The sequence below is a fragment of the Rhizobium sp. S152 genome (assembly GCF_030380735.1).
Lineage (GTDB): Bacteria > Pseudomonadota > Alphaproteobacteria > Rhizobiales > Rhizobiaceae > Rhizobium.
The window spans coordinates 182003-199975 of record NZ_JAUDRZ010000002.1; the positions used below are offsets into that span (position 1 = coordinate 182003).

At 59.7% G+C, this 17973-nt stretch carries 14 protein-coding genes; 5 read left to right on the top strand and 9 right to left on the bottom strand.

What is annotated here, in order from left to right:
* Positions 1-80: 80 nt before the first annotated feature.
* The 9 genes from QTL95_RS02265 to QTL95_RS02305 form a co-directional block, all read right to left on the bottom strand.
* A complete protein-coding gene (locus QTL95_RS02265; protein ID WP_289718335.1) occupies positions 81-1565 on the bottom strand; it encodes an FAD-dependent oxidoreductase in 1485 nt (494 codons plus the stop codon).
* 44 nt (positions 1566-1609) lie between these two features.
* A complete protein-coding gene (locus QTL95_RS02270) occupies positions 1610-2608 on the bottom strand; it encodes a Gfo/Idh/MocA family protein (RefSeq protein ID WP_289718336.1) in 999 nt (332 codons plus the stop codon).
* Between the two features lie 19 nt (positions 2609-2627).
* The gene (locus QTL95_RS02275; protein ID WP_289718337.1) at positions 2628-3737 is read right to left on the bottom strand and encodes an ABC transporter ATP-binding protein; all 1110 of its coding nucleotides are present in this window, start codon (positions 3735-3737) and stop codon (positions 2628-2630) included.
* Between the two features lie 4 nt (positions 3738-3741).
* Positions 3742-4620, bottom strand: coding sequence for a carbohydrate ABC transporter permease (locus QTL95_RS02280; protein ID WP_289718338.1), 879 nt, complete (start codon positions 4618-4620; stop codon positions 3742-3744).
* Entirely contained in the window at positions 4613-5452 is an 840-nt protein-coding gene (locus tag QTL95_RS02285; RefSeq protein WP_336622271.1) for a carbohydrate ABC transporter permease, read from the bottom strand. Before QTL95_RS02285 ends, QTL95_RS02280 begins: the two co-directional genes overlap by 8 nt.
* 110 nt (positions 5453-5562) lie before the next feature.
* Positions 5563-6819, bottom strand: coding sequence for an ABC transporter substrate-binding protein (locus QTL95_RS02290; protein WP_289718341.1), 1257 nt, complete (start codon positions 6817-6819; stop codon positions 5563-5565).
* A 108-nt stretch (positions 6820-6927) separates the two neighbouring features.
* Positions 6928-8133: an anhydro-N-acetylmuramic acid kinase gene (locus tag QTL95_RS02295; protein WP_289718342.1), complete on the bottom strand. Its 1206-nt coding sequence runs from the start codon at positions 8131-8133 to the stop codon at positions 6928-6930.
* Between the two features lie 54 nt (positions 8134-8187).
* A complete protein-coding gene (locus QTL95_RS02300; protein ID WP_289718343.1) occupies positions 8188-9237 on the bottom strand; it encodes a LacI family DNA-binding transcriptional regulator in 1050 nt (349 codons plus the stop codon).
* Between the two features lie 356 nt (positions 9238-9593).
* The gene (locus QTL95_RS02305) at positions 9594-10829 is read right to left on the bottom strand and encodes an acyl-CoA dehydrogenase family protein (RefSeq protein ID WP_289718344.1); all 1236 of its coding nucleotides are present in this window, start codon (positions 10827-10829) and stop codon (positions 9594-9596) included.
* Positions 10830-11049: 220 nt separating this feature from the next.
* Between QTL95_RS02305 and QTL95_RS02310 the strand changes: the two genes are divergently transcribed.
* The 5 genes from QTL95_RS02310 to QTL95_RS02330 are packed head-to-tail and all read left to right on the top strand — an operon-like array spanning position 11050 to position 17702.
* A complete protein-coding gene (locus tag QTL95_RS02310) occupies positions 11050-12447 on the top strand; it encodes an NtaA/DmoA family FMN-dependent monooxygenase (protein ID WP_289718345.1) in 1398 nt (465 codons plus the stop codon).
* Between the two features lie 34 nt (positions 12448-12481).
* The gene (locus QTL95_RS02315; RefSeq protein WP_289718346.1) at positions 12482-14086 is read left to right on the top strand and encodes an ABC transporter substrate-binding protein; all 1605 of its coding nucleotides are present in this window, start codon (positions 12482-12484) and stop codon (positions 14084-14086) included.
* A 3-nt stretch (positions 14087-14089) separates the two neighbouring features.
* Entirely contained in the window at positions 14090-15100 is a 1011-nt protein-coding gene (locus tag QTL95_RS02320) for an ABC transporter permease (protein WP_289718347.1), read from the top strand.
* The gene (locus tag QTL95_RS02325) at positions 15097-15987 is read left to right on the top strand and encodes an ABC transporter permease (RefSeq protein WP_289718348.1); all 891 of its coding nucleotides are present in this window, start codon (positions 15097-15099) and stop codon (positions 15985-15987) included. The genes QTL95_RS02320 and QTL95_RS02325 overlap by 4 nt, the downstream gene beginning before the upstream one ends.
* Positions 15987-17702, top strand: a complete 1716-nt coding sequence (locus QTL95_RS02330; protein WP_289718349.1) for a dipeptide ABC transporter ATP-binding protein — start codon at positions 15987-15989, stop codon at positions 17700-17702. The genes QTL95_RS02325 and QTL95_RS02330 overlap by 1 nt, the downstream gene beginning before the upstream one ends.
* The last annotated feature ends 271 nt before the right edge of the window (positions 17703-17973 follow it).

Genomic DNA, 17973 nt, shown 5'->3' on the forward strand with positions numbered 1-17973 from the left:
GATGAGGACAGTCGCCGATTGCTACCCGGCTGATCATCAGCCAGACATTGTAATCGCACCTATGCGATACGGTTGCGGCGCTACCAATTGCTCACAACATTTGCCGTTCGTAGCGCCATCGCGGCAACTGTCAGAGAAGGGTTTACTGCAGCAGACGTGACCAGGCTGCTGGCGTCGGTCACGAAAAGATTCGGGTGATCGAAAGCACGCCCGAATGGATCGAGCGGCGCCGTTGCTGGATCATCTCCAATCCGGATCGTTCCGCATTGATGCGACGTCGTGTTCCGATCAAACGGTCGCCAGAGCGTCATCTGGAACCCGGCAGCCTTTAGGCGTTCGGTCATCTTCTTTCTGAGGAGATCATGAGCCTTGAGGTTAGACCGCTGCCAGTCGAGAACGAGCCGATCTCCGTCCAGCCGGATACGGCTGTCCGGGTTCGGAAGGTCTTCGCTCATGAGCAGGATGTCGGCGGAGTGCTTGGCCCACAGGTTCAGCAACCATTCGGGAGCCCATTTGACGTTTGCCTTCATCACCGGGGCGGTGACGCGCCCGAACAGTTGAACATGCCCAAGAGGCGGGCCCTTGGCACCATCGTCCAGGTAGAAGTCGTTGGCGCTGAAGGTTTTCTGGTAAACGCTGTCGTTGTCGAACTTGCGGTCATACGCCAGCAGCGCCGTCAGATTGTGGTTCATGAAATGGCGGCCAACGGCACCTGATCGGTTCGCAAGACCCTCGTCGGATGATGAAAGTAGGATTTTTGTTGAGCGGACAGCCCCCGCCGCAAGGACAAATGTCTTCGCCTTCATTCGCTTTAATTCACCGTTCTGCCGGTATTCAACCTCGGCAATCGAACGACCGTCAGCACCAACAACAAGACGCAGAACTTCAGCGCCACTTTCAAGGCGGACATTGTCGTGCGCAAGTGCCGGGGTGAGGGCGCAGGTCTCTGCATCCATCTTGCCGGTACGGGCATCGGGAAATGCATCCCACGGAGTCTTGCCAACTGAAAGCCACCGGTCGATATCCACCCCGAGTGGCAGGGAGGCTGGATGCAGGCCGACCTTTTTGAAACGTGCCCGAAGCTCGGCAATGGCCGGTTCGTCTGGTACGGCCGGAAACTTGTAGCTGCCGGAATGCCGTGGTTCTGTTGGATCGTCGCCCAGCTCGCCACGTACGTTGAAGAGGTCCTCGGCTTTTTGATACCATGGTTCCAGCTCGTCATATCTGAACGGCCAGACTGGCGTAGTCCCTTCCAGGTGCTGAACGCCGTCGAAATCCTCAGCGCGATAACGCATGAGGACGGCTCCGTAGAATTTCGTGTTCCCTCCGTGATAATAGTAATTGCCCGGGCCGAACGAATTGCCCGCCTTGTCGTACCAAAGCTCATCAGTTCGAAAGTACCCGCGCTGAAAAATTGCCCGCGCGTCCCGGTTGTTCGGATGTGCGGGAAGCTGGTGCCCCTGTTCCAGGATAACAATGTTGGCGCCGCTGGGAGCGAGCGCGTAGGCCATACACGCTCCTCCCATACCGGACCCGATGATAACGATGTCGGGCGTCTTGCTCATGATCGATTTCTCTATGCGTGAATTTCGATTGCGGGCGAATGATGTCAGACGGCCACCGGAACTCGCGCACCTGATCGCCCGGATTGTACTGCAGCAAGCCCGGTTGCGAGAGACCACAGACCATCGTCGCCACTCGCAGCCGGCTTCCCGGTCCCCGCGACTGCTTCGTTGAATGCCCTCAGTCCGCGCTCGTACAGGTTCCCACGGTCAATGCTCAGCTTTTCCTCGCCAGCCTCGGTACGAAGCAGAACCTCGCCGATGGGATCCTGAGTCATGCAATCCGTGCCAATCAGCGACCCCTCTGTCCCATGGATTTCAAGGCTCGTCGGTGCATACTTCGTCGTGAACGCGTCGTGGGTATGCGCGACCAAACCGCTCTCGAACTCGATCAGCGTCATCGCGCCGTCCTCGACGTCACCTTTCGCAAGTGTGCCGGTCTGCGTCATGCAGAGAACGCTCTTCGGGTTATCACCCAACAGGAAGCGCAAGGAGTCGACATCGTGCGTGGTGATGTCCAGGATGACGCCTGCGCCTTTCTCGCGGTTCGTCAGACGCCAACCTTGCAGGAATTCCGGCAAATAGCGGGCATGAGCGACCTTGGCGAACAACGGACGTCCGATCCGTCCAGCCGCGATAGCCTCACGCATCGCCAAGTGGGTGCCGGAGTTCCTGAGGTGATGGTTGGTCGCGAACACAACGCCAGCGTTCTTCGCGGCTTCGACCATCTCCTTCGCTCCGGCATAGTCCAAGGCCAGCGGCTTCTCGCACAGGACGTGCTTGCCTGCCTTGATGGCGGCCAGGGCCTGAGGAACATGCAGCTCGTTCGTCGTGGAAATGTAAACCGCATCAATGTCGCCGCTTAGCAGCTCGTCCATATCTGTGGTGCCGAGAGGGATGTGCTTCAGGGCGGCAAAATCCCTGGCTCGTTCCGGAGACGACGAGAGAACGGAGGCGACCGTACCGCCGGTGTTTCGAAAAGCGGAGATCATCCAGTCCCGTGCAATGAATGTGGCACCGATCAGGCCCCAGCGAATGTTGGTCATGTTCTTCTCCCTTGATATTTTAGCCCAGGTTCTCTTCGGTTTCTGCGTCGAAGAGCATTGCCTGGTTCATGTCGAACAGGAACTCAGCTCCGGCGAGCGCCTTCTGGTCATCTTCCCTGCCGAGCCGGGCGGTCAGCTCGTGGCCCTGCCACCGAATAACGGCGAGCGTGTCAGGCCCGGTCGGTTCGAGGACCTCGATATGTGCATTGACCGATTGGAGACCGGGCCGCGTTGTCGGCGTGATAATACTTGATTCGATTGCCTCGGGACGCAGACCCAGGATGACTTTCCGGGCGTCGCGGAGGGTCGGAGCTATATGGTCTGGAATGATCAGCTTGGCGGTAGGGCCACCTTTGCTGTCACCAATCTCGAATGTTCGGCTGCTCGGATCAAAGCGACCTGGAATGAGATTGATCGCGGGCGAGCCGATGAACGATGCCACGAAGGTGTTTGCAGGCTTGTTATAGACCTCTTTCGGCGTGCCGATCTGCTGGATCACACCCTTTTTCATGATGACAATGCGCGTTGCGAGCGTCATCGCCTCGATTTGGTCGTGGGTGACATACACAATCGTCGCCCCCAGCCGCTGGTGCATCTTTTTCAGCTCGGTCCGCATCTCCACCCGCAGCTTGGCATCGAGGTTGGAGAGGGGTTCGTCGAACAGAAACACCTTTGGACTGCGCACCAAGGCCCGACCCATTGCCACGCGCTGGCGCTGGCCACCGGATAGCTGCGCGGGCTTGCGGTCGAGGTACTCAGTTAGTTGCAATTGGGCGGCGACGCGCTCGATCATGGCGTTACGTTCTTTGACCGGAACCTTCTGCATTTCCAGCGCGAAGCCCATATTCCGGCGCACGGTCATGTTCGGGTAAAGCGCATAGGATTGGAACACCATCGCAATGTCGCGATCCTTCGGTCGTTCCATGGTGATGTCCCGGCTGTCGATCAAAAGCCGACCGCTGGTGATGTCGGAAATTCCGGCAATGGCGCTCAACAAGGTGGATTTGCCGCATCCGGATGGCCCGATCAGCACCAGGAATTCGCCGCTCTCGACCTGGATGTCGATGTCTTTGAGAACGTGCAATGCGCCATAGTTCTTGTTCACGTTCTCGATGTTCAGTGCAGACATTGGTTTATCCTTTCACGGCTCCGGCCATCAGGCCGCGTACGAAATGTCGACCGGCCAGCACGTAGACGAGGAGCGTTGGAATTGCGGCGATCAGTGCGGCAGCCATGTGGACGTTGTATTCCCGGACGCCGGTGGAGCTGTTGACGAGATTGTTGAGGGCAACCGTCAGTGGCTGTGTGCCGCTCGCTGAAAACGTCGCCCCAAACAGGAACTCGTTCCAGATGTTGGTGAACTGCCAGATGACGGTCACGACGAGAACCGGGATCGAATTCGGCATGATGATCTTCGACCAGATTTGGAAGAAGCCAGCTCCGTCGACCGTTGCGGACTTCACCAGCTCCTGGGGGAAGGCGACGAAGCTGTTGCGGAAGAACAGGGTCGTGAAGGCCAAGCCGTAGACGGTGTTCACGAGGATGAGGCCGGGCGTCGATGAGGCGAGTTGCAGGACGCCAAGGGTACGTGCCATCGGCAACAAGACGATCTGGAACGGGATGAAGCAGCCGAACAGGATCAGCGCGAAGATCACATTCGCACCTCTGAATTTCCAGAGGGCGAGGGCGTATCCGTTCAGTGCCCCAATCGCGGTGGAGATAGCGACTGCCGGGATGACCATCTTGACCGAGTTCCAGAAATACGGAGCCATTCCGCCGCAGCTCATGCCGATGCAGGCTTCAGACCAAGCCTTTACCCAAGGTGCAAACGTCGGTGCTGTTGGTAGAGCAAGCAAATTTCCGGCCCGGACTTCGTCCAGGGTCTTGAATGACGTGATGACCATGATGAACAGCGGGAGCAGGTAGACCGCTGCAAACAGCCCAAGGACCAGAAACAAAATTAGTCGGCCGATACTGAGGGGTATTTTCCGGGTTGCTGTTGCGTCATGCATCACGCTTGTCTCCCCGGAGTTCGGAATAGAGGTAAGGCACCATGATCGCGGCCATGGTCGCGAGCATCATGATGGCGCTTGCCGCACCCACGCCAATCTGGTTGCGCGAGAACGTGCTCGAATACATGAAGGTGGATGGTAGTTCGGTTGAATAGCCGGGACCGCCATTCGTCAGGGCGATCACCAGGTCGAAGCTCTTGATCGCGAGGTGCGTGAGCAGCACGATCACCGTGATGAAGGCGGGTCGAACGATGGGGATGATGATCTTGAAGTAAATGGTCATTAGGCTTGCACCGTCGAGGCGGGCCGCATTGATCACCTCATCGTTCACTCCGCGAAGCGCCGCCAGGAACGTCGCCATCACGAAGCCGGAGGACTGCCAGACGGCGGCAACGACGAGGCAGTAGATGGCGTAGTCCGGTTGAACGATCCAGTCGAAGCGGAAGCTCGTCCAGCCAAGGTCGTGCATCAGTTTCGGAATGCCGAGACCCGGATCAAGTATCCATTTCCATGCGGTGCCAGTGACGATGAATGAGATGGCCATCGGATAAAGGTAGACCGTGCGCAAGACGCCTTCCGCCCGGATGCGCTGATCCAGCAGAATGGCGAGGAGCAGTCCAATCACTGTCGAGAATAGCACGAACAACGGACCGAAGATGAAGATATTCTCGACCGCAACGAACCAACGCGGCGTCGACCACAGTCGGATATAGTTCTCAAGGCCAACGAAGGTGTAGTTCGGCATCATGCGCGACGCGCTGACGGAGAAGTAGGCCGTCCACAGGATGTAGCCGTATACAAAGAAGAGCGAGATCGCGAACGTAGGGGCCACGACCAGTTGAGGCAGCGCGTTTTCGAACGAAAACCGTCTTTTTGGCGTTGCTGCGGTCTGGCTTGGCGACGACGTCGCCAAGCCTTTCCCGCTATGTGTAGCGATTTCCGTCATTGTGCGTTCGCGACAGCATCAACGAGCTGGGCTGCAGCGTCCTTTGAACTCATGTCGGAGTTGAAGAAGTGCGTGACGACGTCGAGGTAGGCCCCAACGACAGCCGGCGGTGCTGCGTGGTTGAAGGTCATGCTCGGCATGAAGCCGCCCTTCGCGAGCGCCTCCTTGCGGTCGTCGATGGACTTCTGGCCGCAGGCGTCAATGCCGGGTACCGAGGCATCGGTGCGGGCAGGGATGTTGCCCTTGATGATGCTGTATTCAGCCTCCACCTTCGGGTCCATCAGGACGGAGGCGAAGGTCTCCTGGGCCTGCTTGTCAGACTTCGAGTCCTTGAACATCGCGAACTGGTTGGTCAGGAACACAACATCCCCTTGCGTACCCGGATAGGAGATGCAGGTGATGTCCTTGCCGGGCGTAAGCCCGGCGCTGGCAAACTCGCCCTTGGCCCAGTCGCCAATGATCTGCATCCCGGCCTTTTCCTGCGTGACCATGGCGGCTGCCAGATTCCAGTCGCGATTGGTGAAGTCGCTGTCGACGAGACCCCGAAGCTCGCGCAACTGGTCGAACGCCTTGACCATCGTGTCGCTGCCGAGTGCTTCCGGGTCGAGATCGACGAAGGCCTTGCGATAGAAATCAGGTCCGCCGACCGCAAGAACCGCACTGTCAAACACGACGCCCTGCTGCCAAGGTTGCCCACCGATTGCCAGCGGCACAACACCGGCTTCCTTGAATTTCTTACCCAGCTCGATGAGCTGTTCAAAATTCTCGGGAGCCTTGCCGCCTACCTTCTCCATCAGCTTGGTGTTGATCCACACCCAGTTTGCGCGGTGCATGTCGAGCGGCGCAGCCACGTAGTGGCCGTCATATTTCGAGAATGCCTGCAGTTCCTTTGGAATGACCGCATCCCAATTTTCCTTGGCAGCGACGTCGTCGAGCGACATCAGAGCGCCGGTCTGTGCCCAGTCGGCGATTGCAAGACCAAGGAGCTGGACCGAGCCAGGCGGATCGCCAGCCTGAACGCGGGCTCGAAGAGCGGTCATCGCTGCGTCGCCGCCGCCGCCAGCGACAGGAGCGTCACGCCACTGGACTCCTCTGTCCTCGACGGCTTTCTTCACGACCGCAAGAGCGGCCGCTTCACTGCTGGATGTGTACCAGTGCTCCACTTCCACGTCGGCTGCGTGAGTGACCGTTGTCGGGATCGCTGTCGACGCAGCCAGGAAAGCTAGCAGCGTAAGCTTGTTTAGAATATTCATTTCTCCACCCTCTATTATGCGCGATGCGCTTGTTTTGCCGAGTTGAACTCGGCCCTCCAGTCGTCAACGCAAAACGTTTAGGTTCGTGCGTCGACGAAATTTGATGTGTCAGAGAACCTTCGCGAAACGCGGTGGCTGAACGGTCTTGCCGAGCACGGTGAACTTCGATGCTCCCCCTGCGGCCGGGATGTTGTTGGCCAGGCTGTTGATGTTGGCGTAGGCCAGCGTCGCGAATTTGACGGCTTCTTTGAACTGCGGCGGGATGCCGTATTCGTCCGAGGTGACCAGTTCGAGGCGGTTGAGGTGGCCAGCAAGGCGCTTCATCAGGAAGGCGTTGCGGACACCGCCGCCGCTGGCGATGACCTTCGAGACTTCGTCCACACCGACGACGTGCTCTCGGATCGAACGTGCAATCGAAATAGCGGTGTATTCGGTGAAGGTCGCCAGGATATCCTGTGCAGACAATGACTTGTACTCCGTGAGAACCGCATCCGCGTATTCAGCACCGAAGTCACGACGCCATGCGCTGCGGGGAACCGGCCGCTTGAAGAAGTCATGAGACATCAAGTAGTCGAGAAGCGGTTGATTGATTGTGCCCTTTGACGCTTCTTCGCCGTTGGCATCGTAGGACTTGCCGAGGAGAACCTTGCAAGCGTGATCGAGCATCACATTGCCTGGGCCGGTGTCGAACGCCATCATCTTGGAGCGGTCGGCCTGTGCGAACTGGCAGTTTGCGATACCGCCGATATTGAGCGTTAGCACTGGGCCAATGTCACGGAACGCAACGAAGTCGAGGTACTGCATCAACGGAGCGCCAGCGCCTCCAAGCGCGTGGTCCGACGGACGGAACTGCGTGACGGTCGTCACATCGCAGGTCGCTGCGACAATGGCGGGTTCGCCAATCTGAAGGCCACAAGGGAAGGGGCCGTCCTGCCAACGGGAGAGTACGTTCTCACCGTCCGCATAGTTCTTCAGTTCCTCGAAGCGAGCAGGCTCCTGATAGATCGTCTGGCCGTCGTAGCCGATCACCGCAACGTCTTCCGGCTTCAGGTTCATCTCCCGCATCAGCGAGCGGGCGCATTCCGCGTAGACCGCGCCGGTCGTGTAGTTGAGACGGCAAAGCTCGAAGATGCTCAGCTTGTTGTCGAATGCCCGCAAGACCTCGTCCGCGACGGCTTCCGGCCAGTCATAGCTGCGGCCATCAAGGAATTTCGGGCGTGACGGATTACCGTCTGAAGCGAGATCGATCTCGACTGCGACGACATCGATGCCGTCGAAAGATGACCCGCTATTTAGACCTAGCGCAATTACCATAAACGTTTAGCTCCCTTGGCAAGTTTTGACGCACCTGTGCGTCGATTTGAATTTCTATTTTCGGCGTGAGAGGTGAGCGGAACCGCAGCCACAAGACTGTCGGATACGCAAATTTGGCTTCAGGACGACGGACTGACCGTCCTTGTGCCCATCTTCCTTCAGGGCTCGCAGCAGGAATGAGCCAGCCGCGCGTCCGATTGTCTTGATGTCCTGGTCGACCACCGTGATCGGCGGATCGAGCATCTCAGCCCATTCGAAGTCGTCGAATGCAACGACGGCCATGTTTTTGGGAATGGAGACGCTCAGCGAACGCAGCGCTTCGAAGATGCCGTGCAGTAGGACTGTGTTAGACGCATAGAAGACCTCCGGCCACTCGCTGCGCGGGCGCTCGACGAGATAGTGCATCACCGCATCCCTGGACGTCGCACTTGAGTTCAGCCCTTCCAGAACGTCGACGGAGCACCCAGCCTCAGTTGCTGCTGCCTCAAAGCCTTTCTGGCGGGGCTCGCGGCTGCTCCAGGTGCCGGTGTGGCCAACAAAGGCCCAACGCTTGTAACCATGGCCAGCGAGGTGCATGCCCATCTCGAAGCTGCCTAGATAACTATCTGAATTTACAGACGAATATTGATCGAAGCCTTCAGGTGTTGTGCAGTCGACGAATATGAGCGGGACGCCCCAAGCCGCCAACGCCTTCATGTTGGCCTGGCTGAGGTTATACGTGACCACGACTGCCGCCACACGTTGAGCCATGATCGAGGCAACGAACCGATCTTCCCGAGACTGGGAATAGCTGCCGTTCAGAATGGCGTCCATCGTGATGCAGCTGTAGCCATCCTGCTCAATCGCGGATTCCAGGCTACTGACCAGCACTGCGTAGTACTGGTTTGCGATGTTGGCCGTAAGAACCGCGACGACGGTGCTTTGTGGGCTCTTCAAGTTGCGAGCGTGATGATTGGGGACGTAGCCAATTTGAGCGGCTATCTTTAAGACGCGCTCACGAGTCGTCTCGGAGACGCCAGTCCCACCGCTCAACGCTTTCGACACGGTGTATATCGACACCTGTGCCGCTGCGCTGACATCATGTAGGGTAGGCCTCTGCGACACGTAATGCTCCTCCAGCCAAAACGTTTAGCATGGATCGCATCTTTTCGCTTGGTAGTCAAGGATGCGCAACTCGCATTTGCTTGATCGCTAGGCGGTCGCCGCAGTGTTCGCTCCTTCGCGCCGCGCACCGTGGGGCAGCTCCAAATTCTAGAACTTGCGCGAGCAGGAACGGAGGGCATCGCCAACTCGTTGATAGCTGATCGATAGCATGGAGACGTTTTCGCATATCGCTATCTGACTTCGAGTTTCAGGTCTCGTTCATCTCGGGGTGCACTTCATGCTCGATGATTGGGTGGGTCCCGGCATGGACAACCCGAGGAGTTTCCATGCCGCTTTACGCATCATCGGGGATTAGATCATGCCGCCTCTGACTTCTGTGGAGCCGACACCTTGGCCCAAGGATTGGGCGGGAATGCGCCGTTGACGGCGAAGTCGCCGATCTGGCGGCCGCGATAGATGAGGGGATTGTGGGAGGCGATCGTGCGGGCGTTTCGCCAGAAGCGATCGAGACTTCTCGTGCGGCTTATAGCCGATGCGCCCAGCCCCCCGAAAAGGGCGGTCGTGGCGTCCAGGATCTGCGTCGCGGTGGAAATCTGTGCCTGGTAGACCTCGATCTCCAGCCGGGCCTGATCCTCGTCGGTGGCCGTGCCGGCAGTCAGCTTGTCGAAGAAACGTTGCGATGCGGCTGCGGCATGGAACGTCGCGCTGTTGGCACCATAGACTTTTGCGACGACATCGCCCACCACCTGCAGAATTTGAGGATCCTGCTGGGCGGCATCGCCGTTCCCGTGTGCATAAGTGCGCCGACGTTCGGCCAGATAGGTCGCGGTTTCCGCCGCGGCTGCGCGTCCGATACCTGAAAGCGTGGCGAGATGGATCAGTTGGTAGACGGCGGCGATGTGTGCCGCGCGGCCGACCGCAGGATAAATCTCGGACTCCTCTATCACGACATTCGCGAACCGCGCCGTGCCGCTTGCAGTCAGCGACTGGCCGAACCCGTCCCAGTCGTCGATGATCGTCACGCCATCCCGCCTGGTCGGAACGAGCACGGTGACAAGATCGTTGCCGCGATTGGCGGTAACATGGATCCAGTCGAGATAGTAGGCGCCGGTCGTGTAGTATTTCTCGCCGTTCAGCCGAGACGCGCTGCCGCTGCCGGTGACCTGCGTCGCAAAGCTACCATGTTGGGACTTCCCCGGTTCGGTGTGCGCCGGGGCAAACAGATCGCCGCGCGCCGCAAGTTTCAACCATTGGCGCCCCCAGTCGGTATCGGCCTGCGGCAGAACGATCTCTATGAAGCCGAAATGGCCGCGCAATATCTGCGCGAGATTGGAGTCGGCTTCAGCGAGCTCGGTCAGAAGTGCAAACAGCGTCGTCAAGCTCGTTCCGAAGCCGCCGAGCGGTCTCGGTATACGCAGCGCACCGAATCGGCTCTGGCGAAGCAGTTCGACGGCATCGTGCGGCAGACCTCGTTCCCGGTCCCGGGTGATCGCACCCTTTCGGATTTCTTTGAACACCGGTCGGAAATGGGCGGCCAGCGCCTCGAAATCCTCGGTCGGAACATGCGGCCAGACAAACCTCTTCTCGGTCATGATCACTCCATTGTGGTTGTCTGGTGACTCTAGAGAGCGGCGAACTTCACGCTAAGAATGTAAATTCTATAGTTATTATAGAAAATAGAATTGGATCCCTTATTGCTCCGGATGTATGCCCTATGATTGAGCCTCCGCAGACGCGAAACATCATAATCCCGGGCAGGCACGTCGTCCTGACGTCAGCCTTGATGATCTCCAACAAAGAAAAGGCTCCCTCGTGACACGTCGCCTCATTTACAACGGCTTCCTTCACCTCACGCCGAACCATCACAGCCATGGCTACTGGCGCACGCCGGAAGGGCAGGTGCAGTACGGCTACAGCAAGCTGGAGCCCTATGTTCACGTGGTGAAGACGCTCGAGCGCGGCCGCTTCGATACACTGTTTATTGCTGACGTGTCTGGCGTCTACGATTTCGAGCACACGATCCGCGCCGGCTCGCAGTTTCCGTCCGCCGATCCGATCACCATCCTCTCGGCGCTAGGGCTTGCGACGGAACATCTTGGCCTGGCGGTGACAAGCAACATCATTCAGAGCCATCCCTTCGCCTTCGCGCGGCAGCTTTCCTCGCTCGATCATTACACCAACGGCCGCGTCGGCTGGAACATCGTGACCAGCTACCTGACCAACGGTTTCCAGAATTTCGGCTACGATTCCATCGTGCCGCATGATGACCGTTACAAGTGGGCGCAGGAATATCTCGACGTCACATACAAGCTCTGGGAGCATTCCTGGGAAGACGGCGCGGTGCTGCACGATGCGGCGACCAATCGCTTCTTCGATCGAGATCGAATCCACCGCATCGATCACGTGGGCGATCATTATCGGGTCGCAGGCCCGCATATCGTCGAGCCTTCGCCGCAGCGCACGCCGGTTCTCTTCCAGGCTGGAAACTCTACAGCCGGGCGCGAATTCGCCGTGCGCAATGCCGAGGTCACCTTCCTCCCGTCCGTGACGCCGGAAGCTGCCGCGCACGACATCGCGATCCTCGACGATCTCCTGCGCCATAACGGTCGCGATCCGTCATCGCTGAAGAAGATCGTGACGCTGTCCACGGTCATCGGTTCGACCGAGGAGGAAGCAAAACGCAAGCAGGCCTATCTGCACGACAACACGGATTTCGCCGCCTTTCAGGCCTTCCTCAGTGGCAGCAGCGGCATCGATTATTTCAACGTCCCGCCAGAAACGAAGATTGGCGACTTGAAGCGGCAATACGAGGCGAGCGAGCATGTCCGCAGCGGCTTCCGCCGCCTGATCGACGCCAATCCGAACCTCGATCTCGATTCCACCTGGGGCGACCATCTCGTCAAGACGGCGCTGCTACCGGGCCGCTTCGCCGGCACGCCGGAGCAGATCGCCGACGAGGTGCAGCGCTGGGCCGATGCCGGCGTCGATGGCTTCAATGTTGTGCCGATCACCACTCTCGGCTGGTGGGACGAATGGGTCGACAACGTCGTCCCCGTTCTGCAGGCGCGCGGCCTCGCGCAGACCGAATATGCCCCAGGAACGCTGCGCCAGAAGCTGTTCGGCAACGGCGATCGTCTGTCCGACGACCATCATGCACGCAAGCTGACACTCGACGCGCCGCCAGCCAGAACGCAGGCGGCAGTGGCTTGAAACGATTTCTCTTAGGGCATTACGGGCAGATTCCATGACAATCAGACGCATCACCATGATGGCGGCCTCGCTGGCTGCAGCAACAACACTTAGTATCCTCGTGCTTGCGCAGAGCACCCGCGCAGAGGAGCGCCTCGAAGGCGGCACGATTATCTATGTACATGAACAGGAACCGCCCTGCCTCTGGGGCGGATGGGTGCAGCAGGCCTATCTGTCGCGCCAAGTCTTCGACTATCTGGTTAGCTACGACAACGGGCAGATCCGGCCCTGGCTTGCGACCGACTGGAGCGAATCCAAAGACCGCAAGACGATCACCTTTCATCTTCGCAAGGACGTCGTCTTCACCGACGGCGACAAATTTAACGCCGATGCGGTGATTGCCAACTATCCGGCCTGGGAAAAAGGCATCGGCTGGCACGGCTTCACCTACATGAAGGGTTTTACCAAGGTTGACGATTCGACGGTGGAACTGCATCTGTCGGACCCCAATCCGGAGATCTACAACGTGTTGGCCAACGGCCACTACGGCTTCCAGTCGCCGAAGTCGCTCGCCAACAATTCCAGCGAACAGAAGTGCTTGACCCCGGTGGGCACCGGCCCGTGGAAGATCGAGAAATGGACACGCGGCTCGGGCATCAGCTTCCTGCGCAACGATGCCTATCAATGGGCGCCGGCTAATGCGCATCACAACGGCCCGGCCTATGCCGAGCGGTTGGAATGGAAGTTCGTGCCCGATGCTACGACGCGCTGGGGCGCGCTGATCAGCGGCCAGGCGAATGTCGCCTACCAGCCGCCGTCGGTGCAATGGAAGGCGGCACAGCAGCGCTTCCAGACACTGGATTTCGTCGCGACCGGCCGTCCGCAGGGGCTGTCGTTCAACGTCGCACGCCCGCCCTTTGCCGATCAACGCGTCCGACAGGCCTTCACCTATGCGATCGACCGCAAGAGGATTGTCGCGGCGGTGTTCAAGGGGGCCGTGCCCTACGAAGGAAATGGTTCGCTGAGCAAGACCACGCCGCTCTACCTGAATGTCGACGACGGCTACACCTTCGATGTCGACAAGGCGAACGCGCTGCTCGATCAGGCCGGTTGGTCCAAGCGGGATGCCATGGGCTACCGGGTGAAGGACGGAAAGGTGCTGGAAGCGCGACTGCCGTTCAACCAGGCGATCATCGATTCCGAAGGCGCTATCGCGCTGCAGGCGATCCAGGATCAGGTGAAGGCGGTCGGCTTCAAGGTTGACCTCGTGCCGCTAACCCAGACGGAAGGGTTTGCTGGCGCCTATTCGAAGCCAGATCAAAAGGAAATCAGCTTCGGCTACTGGGTCTGGCCGTCGCCGAACATTCTCGACATCGTCTATAACCACCAGCTAAACGGCCGGCCGAACGGTAACAATACCAGCTTCTTTAACGACGAGGCGGTCGAGGCAAAGATCATCGATGCCCAGCGCGAAGGCGACCCTGCGCTACGCAAGGCCAAGTTCGATGCGCTCCAGCACTGGTTCTCCGACCAGGCGGTTGCGATCGGCGTCTACAATTTTACCTACAACGTCGCCGTCGACAACAGGCTGAAGGGCCTCTGGCAGGACCAAGGCAACGGCCTGTTGAACTTCAACGACGCCTATTTCGTCAAGGAGTGAGCGATGACGGTCCCGTCCTCCATCACAGACTCGGAGCCGGGGACGCGTGTCTCCCGGCGCCAGCGGGAAGCGGCCGTATGGCGGATGCTCCTGTTGCGACTCGCTTCCGCCCTCTTCGTGCTGTGGGGTACGGTGACCGTGACCTTCCTGGTGCTGGCGATCCTGCCGGGGGACCGTGCCACGATCCTGCTCAACATTACCTCGGGTCAAGCGATCGAGCGTACGCTCGAGGAACTGGCGCCAATCAACGAGCGCTATGGCTTCGACCGACCGATCGTCAGCCAATACGTGCATTATGTCTCAGGATTGCTGCATGGAGATCTCGGGACCTCCTACGAGCTGCAGCGGCCGGTTATCAACGTCATTAGCGAGCAGATCGCGCCGACCTTCACGCTTGCCTTTTCCGCCCTTGTGCTGGCCTGGCTCTTCACGGTGCCCTGGACGCTACTCACCGCAGGCAATGGCAGACGTGTTGGCGCATTCGGTGCGGCGGCCGAGACCATCATGGCCGGCCTGCCGCAATACTGGATCGGCATCCTGCTGCTCATCGTCTTTGCGATTCAGTTGGGCTGGTTTCCGGTGATCGGCGGCACAGGCTTTGCCGATACCGTGCTGCCCACCGTAACGCTGGCGATCCCACTTGCGGGCTTCATCGGCCAGTCAATTCGCAGTGAATTCGACCGCACCATGCAAGAGCCCTTCGTGCTGTCGGCACGGGCGAGGGGCATGAGCAGCGGTGGCGTGCGGGCGCGCCACGTCCTTCGTCATGCACTCATTCCGGCTATCACGCTGAGCGGTTGGGCGATCGGTCACCTCCTGTCTGGCACGGTGCTCGTCGAGACGGTGTTTGCCCGCCCGGGCCTCGGCTCAGTATTGGTAAATGCCGTGAGCAACAAGGATTTCGCGCTGGTTTCGGGGATCGTGATCCTCAACGCGTTTTTCTACGTCGTCATCAACCTTATCGTCGATCTCATCTATCCGATCGTCGATCCGCGGCTCAGAGGCACGATATGACCATAGATACGATCGATCACGTTCAAGCCATCAGGAAGCGACAGGCCGTTTCCACTACAGCACTTGCTTGGGCCTCGACCCTTGCTAGGCTCCCGCTCTCGGTGACGATCTCCGTCCTGATCGCGCTGTTCTTTATCCTTGGGGCGCTTGCCCCGTCACTCCTTTCGACGCACTCCCCCTTCGATACAGATCTGCTTGGCGCCTTGACGCCTCCTTCGGCGGCGCATCTGCTTGGCACCGATGATATCGGTCGCGATCTCTACAGTCGCATCGTCTGGGGCACGCGAGAATCGCTATCGATCGGCCTCGGTGTCATGGCGGTGGCGATGACTGGCGCCATGGTGCTAGGCTTTTCCGCGGCGCTTGGACCGCGCTGGATAAGTGAGCCGATCAACCGTTTCATAGAAGTGCTGCTTGCCTTCCCGACGCTGCTTTTGGCGCTGCTCTTCGTGGCGCTGCTTGGCGCGTCCGCGACGAGCCTGCTGATCTCGGTCGGGATCGGCACGACGCCCGGTTATGCGCGACTGATCCGGGCGCAGGCGCTCAAGGTGCGCGGCTCCGGTTATGTCGAGGCGGCGATCGCGCTCGGCCATGCGCGCCGGACGATTTTTCTGCAGCACATTCTGCCCAATGCCTTCCGGCCGCTGGTGGCGCTCGTCGCGCTTGGCATCGGGCAGTCGGTGGTCTGGGCGTCCGGCCTATCCTTTCTCGGGCTCGGTGTGGCACCGCCATCGCCAGAATGGGGCGCACTTCTGGAAGCGGGCAAGGCCAATATCACTTTTGCCTGGTGGTTGGAGATCTTTCCCGGTCTCGCCATCGTGCTCGTGGCGCTCTCGTTCACACAGATTGGGCGCTACATTCAGGATCGCATGGAAGGAAGCCGTTGATGACCGCATCTGCCGCAGCTCTGGCTGCCGAGCCGGAAGGCACTGAAACCATCCTCGCGGCGCGCAACCTAAACGTCTGGTTCTCAGACGAGGATGGCAAACGCAAGCATGTCGTGAAGGGCGTCAATCTCGACCTTCGTCGAGGCCGCTGCGTTGCCCTCGTCGGCGAGTCCGGTTCGGGCAAGAGCGTTACGGCGCGCGCGCTGATCGGCCTCGCTGGGAATGGCTCGATCGTCGAGGCCGATAGGCTTGAGATCGAAGAGGAGACCTTGCTTGGGCGTAGCGACGCCTGGTGGTGGCGGGTTCGCGGATCGAAGGTCGGCTTCATCCTGCAGGATGCGCTTGTTTCGCTCGATCCACTGCGGCCGGTCGGGAACGAGATCAATGAGGCGCTTTCCCTGCATGGCTGGGGTACCCGCGCCAGCCGCCGAGAAAAGGTGTTGCAGGGCCTCACCGAAGTCGGCGTGCCGGAGCCGGAATTGCGTGCTCGGCAGAGGCCTGGCGAACTGTCCGGCGGCCTGCGCCAGCGCGCCCTGATCGCGTCGGCGATCGCGCTGCACCCAGATATCGTCATTGCCGACGAGCCGACGACGGCGCTCGACGTCACCGTTCAAGCCCAGGTGCTCGAGGTGCTGCGACAGATGCTGGACCGCGGTACCAGCGTGATCCTGATCAGCCACGATCTCGCCGTCGTGGCGAAGCTCGCCGATGTTATCTTAGTGATGAAGGGTGGCACGATCGTCGAAGCCGGCGAAAGCGACGAAATTCTAAGCCGACCGAAGCATGCTTATACGCGGCAGCTCCTGAACGCCATTCCAAGCGAACACACCAAGGGAACGCGGCTTGCCGCGATCGACCGCATCCCGGCGCGCGTCCTCTTCTCATCCAGAACCCCTGCGCCCACGGAAAGCGCGCCGCTTCTCGACGGGCGCAACCTGGCCAAAAGCTTTCGCGGGCCGGATGGCCTGGATCGCACCGTTGTGAACGATGTGTCCTTCACGCTTGGGCGTGGCGAGACGCTCGGTATCGTCGGCGAATCAGGGTCGGGCAAGAGCACGCTCGCCCGGATTGCCCTGTCGCTCGAAGTGCCGGACCGCGGCGAGGTGAGCTTCCTCGGCCAGCCATGGAGCCATGCCGCATCGGCCAAGCAGCGCGAGATACGCAAGCGCATCTCGGTTGTCTATCAGGATCCGCTTTCGTCCTTCGATCCGCGCTGGCGCGTATCCCGAATCCTGACCGATGCCATTGTGCTCGGCGATCCGGCGCAGGCCTCGCGCGCCCGGGATCGAGCTGTGGAATTGCTGGAAGCGGTTGGGCTTGGCGCGACGCAACTCGACCAGTGGCCGTTGCGCATGTCCGGTGGGCAGAGGCAGCGCGTCGCGATTGCCCGCGCGATTGCCACCAATCCGGAAGTCGTTGTGTTGGACGAAGCCGTATCCGCGCTCGACGTTTCCGTCCAGGCACAGATCCTAGATCTGCTTTCGGACCTGCAGGCGGAGCTTGGAGTCAGCTACCTGTTCATCTCCCACGATCTTGGTGTCATCCATCACATGAGCGACCGTGTGCTTGTCATGAAGGACGGCCGCGCGGTGGAACAGGGGACGGCGGACGCAGTGTTTTACGATCCCCGCCACCCGTATACACAAAAGCTGCTGCAGTCCCTGCCGCGGCTGGAATATGCGAAATTGCGCGAGTCGATTGATGGATCGCGTTGAGAGTGGGGTCTAATCCGCACTTGCGAAGATCGATAGGCCGGTCTGGGCGTTATGCGCGTTGACCCGGCTGGACATCTCACACATTTCGTTGATCTTCCCGAAGGTGCTTCACCGGCCAACATCGCGTTCGAACGGGCAGATTCCGATTGCCTCTTTGGTCATGGCTCGGAGGTGCTGAGCGGCGTCGATTTGCCGAGAAACGCTTCTTCTAGCCGCGAGTCCTAGGGCTGGGAAGGGTACGTGGTGGGGTGGCAATCGGACGGGAATGCTT

Bases quoted from the DNA above. Each gene is read 5' to 3' on its own strand.
- QTL95_RS02265 (WP_289718335.1), bottom strand. From the start codon at position 1,565: ATGAGCAAGACGCCCGACATCGTTATCATCGGGTCCGGTATGGGAGGA.
- QTL95_RS02270 (WP_289718336.1), bottom strand. From the start codon at position 2,608: ATGACCAACATTCGCTGGGGCCTGATCGGTGCCACATTCATTGCACGG.
- QTL95_RS02275 (WP_289718337.1), bottom strand. From the start codon at position 3,737: ATGTCTGCACTGAACATCGAGAACGTGAACAAGAACTATGGCGCATTG.
- QTL95_RS02280 (WP_289718338.1), bottom strand. From the start codon at position 4,620: ATGCATGACGCAACAGCAACCCGGAAAATACCCCTCAGTATCGGCCGA.
- QTL95_RS02290 (WP_289718341.1), bottom strand. From the start codon at position 6,819: ATGAATATTCTAAACAAGCTTACGCTGCTAGCTTTCCTGGCTGCGTCG.
- QTL95_RS02295 (WP_289718342.1), bottom strand. From the start codon at position 8,133: ATGGTAATTGCGCTAGGTCTAAATAGCGGGTCATCTTTCGACGGCATC.
- QTL95_RS02305 (WP_289718344.1), bottom strand. From the start codon at position 10,829: ATGACCGAGAAGAGGTTTGTCTGGCCGCATGTTCCGACCGAGGATTTC.
- QTL95_RS02315 (WP_289718346.1), top strand. From the start codon at position 12,482: ATGACAATCAGACGCATCACCATGATGGCGGCCTCGCTGGCTGCAGCA.
- QTL95_RS02320 (WP_289718347.1), top strand. From the start codon at position 14,090: ATGACGGTCCCGTCCTCCATCACAGACTCGGAGCCGGGGACGCGTGTC.
- QTL95_RS02325 (WP_289718348.1), top strand. From the start codon at position 15,097: ATGACCATAGATACGATCGATCACGTTCAAGCCATCAGGAAGCGACAG.
- QTL95_RS02330 (WP_289718349.1), top strand. From the start codon at position 15,987: ATGACCGCATCTGCCGCAGCTCTGGCTGCCGAGCCGGAAGGCACTGAA.